Origin of the sequence: Mycobacterium ostraviense (genome assembly GCF_002705925.1) — a bacterium.
GTDB lineage: Bacteria > Actinomycetota > Actinomycetes > Mycobacteriales > Mycobacteriaceae > Mycobacterium > Mycobacterium ostraviense.
In genome coordinates this window covers 1-2,831 of sequence record NZ_NKRE01000131.1, presented here as the reverse complement: position 1 = coordinate 2,831, position 2,831 = coordinate 1, and the positions used below count along the sequence as shown (strand labels likewise).

Annotated in this window: 1 protein-coding gene and 1 pseudogene; one reads left to right on the top strand and one right to left on the bottom strand. The window is 62.7% G+C overall.

The window, feature by feature from the left end; all coding sequences use genetic code 11:
- Window positions 1-439: 439 nt before the first annotated feature.
- A pseudogene (locus CDN38_RS28350) lies at window positions 440-1,411 on the bottom strand (nitrilase-related carbon-nitrogen hydrolase).
- 132 nt (window positions 1,412-1,543) lie between these two features.
- On the opposite strand from CDN38_RS28350, the gene CDN38_RS28345 reads away from it, so the two are divergent.
- Entirely contained in the window at window positions 1,544-2,734 is a 1,191-nt protein-coding gene (locus CDN38_RS28345; protein ID WP_075509579.1) for a phosphatidylserine decarboxylase, read from the top strand.
- Window positions 2,735-2,831 lie beyond the last annotated feature (97 nt).

Below are 2,831 nucleotides of genomic sequence, written 5' to 3'. Positions count from 1 at the left end.
TCCTCGGCGCCATCAAGCAAACTACGCTTGACAGCACCTGCGGGCCCGGAGCGCGCGAAAGGCAAAGCGGGAATCGGAGGCCAGGAAAACGGATCAGGGTCCAGGTACTACGCTCACCGTCAGCTCGGACACCCCGGGTCACACAAAACGAGGTGTGCATCAAACCCGGGATGCTCCCGCCCGGACGACGGGGCGATGATTGACAAGGGAGCTGCGTTCGCCGCTGACCGCTTGTGATCCGCAGGTGATGTGACTGCGCCTCAACATCGGCGGGTGCGACGCCGTTACGCAACGCCGCTCCTATCCCCTCCTTCTTGGCAGGGCGGCGGGCGCAGTAGCCATGTGCGACACGGGCTTTCACGCCGCCGGCCCCTGTCCCCACTCCAACATCGGCGAAGCCTGCGACAACTACATCGCCGCATCCGAATTCCGGGTGTTCTTACCTGACACCGCAGCTCCTGCTCAAGGGCAGCTTTGGGTCGACCAGCGCGCCGTAGCTGTCGGGGCGGCGCAAGCTCAACATCGGGAACGCTTGCAGCCAATCTCGCCGCTGGTCGAGGTCGAGGTCGGCGATCAGCAGCGCCTCCTCATCCCGGGGTGCGCGGACGAGCACCCGTCCGTACGGGTCTGAGATGAAGGACGATCCGTAGAACCGCAGCTTGCCCTCTTTCCCGGTGCGGTTGATCACGATCATGAACAATGCGTTGGCAATGCCGTTTCCGACGATGACCTGTCGCCACAGCGGTTCGGAGTTGAAGTCGGGATACAACGGTTCGGAGCCGATCGCGCTGGGATACACGACGATTTCGGCCCCTTGTAGGCAGTAGGTGCGGGCCACTTCGGCGAACCATTGGTCCCAGCACGTCGGTAATCCCAGCCGCGCCCCGAGGCCAGGCGGCTGTGCACCGGGTACGGGTTGCCGTCGACGGGGCTTGGCCGGAAATAACGGCGTTCGTGGTAACCGGCGGAGTCGGGGACGTGAATCTTGCGCACCCGGGCGACCAGCTCCCCAGCGGGTGACACCAGAATGGCAGTGTTGTAGCCCAGCCCGTCATCCTGGCCATCCGCTGCGGGCGCTTTCTCATACAGCGACGCGTGCATGAAAATGTTGTGCGCCCGGGCACATTCTGCAGCGAATGTGAAAGTCGGCCCCTGCGTTAGTTCTTCCGCCTTCGCGGCCGGAGGTGACGGGGTCCTCGTCTCCCGGATACCGCAACAAAGTCAATTCGGGCAGAAACACGGCCCGTGCCCCGGCGGCCGCTGCCCGGGCGATCCCGTCACCCAAGACGCGCGTCAATTCGGCGCGGTCTTCGCGCCACCGATGCTGAACCACGCCCACCCGCAGTGGTGGGCGTCGCGGCGGACCGCTTGGCGTCAGCGATTCGGGAGCGTCGGCGATGAGCGTGATCATGATGGTGCCTTCCGGGTTGCAGACTATGGCGGGCTACCCATGCGCCTCGCGCCCAATCTCCGCGGCACCGTTTGCCCGCAATATCCGCGGGTACGCGTTTGAAATCGACAGTCAAGGCAAGGAATGTGACAGATGCATGGTCCCGACTCGATCCTCACCCAACTCCGCGACGTCCTCGAGAAACAGGACGGGCTCGCCAGTCGCCTTGAACGGTCTCTGCTCAAGGCGAGGGACTCGGCGCAGGCGCAGTTGAAGCCCGACTTATACGAGGCCCTGGACTGGCCGTCGAGCATCGACGAATACCAGGATTACCTGCGGGCGTTCATCCGGTGGGTGCCGCGGCAGACCGACCAAAAGGCCTGGCAGAAACAAGAACATGGGCAGCGACAGGCGAAAGAGGTCAGCGATCGCACGGCGCACTTCTACTTTCTCGTCGACCAGGCTGTGGAAGGCTCAGCTCCGCAGGCGTCGGATGCGTTCCGCGGGTGGATGACCGACTTCACCGGGCAATGGGGCAGTTTCCTCGATACCGCCGAATCCTTCAGTCCGGAGATTCTGCAGTCGTTCATCGACCACGCACCGGAATACCGCTTGGAGGAGTCACTCGTCAACGGTGTGCCGAACATGCCGAGCGGTTGGTTGACGTTCAACCAGTTCATCGCGCGTGAACTTAATGGGGGCCTGCGCCCGATAGCGGAGCCCGCAACCAATAAGGTCGTCACCTCGCCGGCCGACTGCATCTTTCAGCACGCCTACGACATCGACGACGACTCAAACATTCCCGCCACCACGATCAAGAACACCCACAAGTACGGCAACATCAAACAGCTCATTGAGGGCAGCGACTATGCCCAAAGTTTCGCGGGTGGAACGTTTGTCCACTACATGCTGCCGCCGTCGGCCTACCACCGTTTTCACCTGCCCGTATCCGGAGTGGTACGAGAGCCGTTTCAAGTCAGCGGCAAAGTGTTCATGCAGGTGACCCTCGGCAACGGCGCATTCCAGTCCAGCGACAGCGCCACCAGCGGATACGAGTTCACCCAGAATCGGGGGGTGGTCACCCTCGACACCTCCGAGTCCGCTTACGGCGACATTGGAGTCGTCGCGATCGTCCCCGTGGGGATGGCCCATGTCTCCTCGGTCATGCTCACCGCGGTGGCGGGCAAGCACATGGCCAAGGGAGAAGAGTTCGGCTACTTCCAGTTCGGGGGTTCCGACATCATCGTCCTCTTCCAGCCCGGGGCGAACCCGGAGATCGACAACAGCAAAGGGTACCGGCTCGTTGGCACGCCGATAGCCCGGTGCGCACACCCCAAGTCTTAGAGCCTGTTCGTAAACGGGTGTGACTGTAGTGGCAGATGATAGCGATGTGATAACGATTGCGTGTCATGTGAGGGCGTGAGGCGGGGCTCGCGGTAGC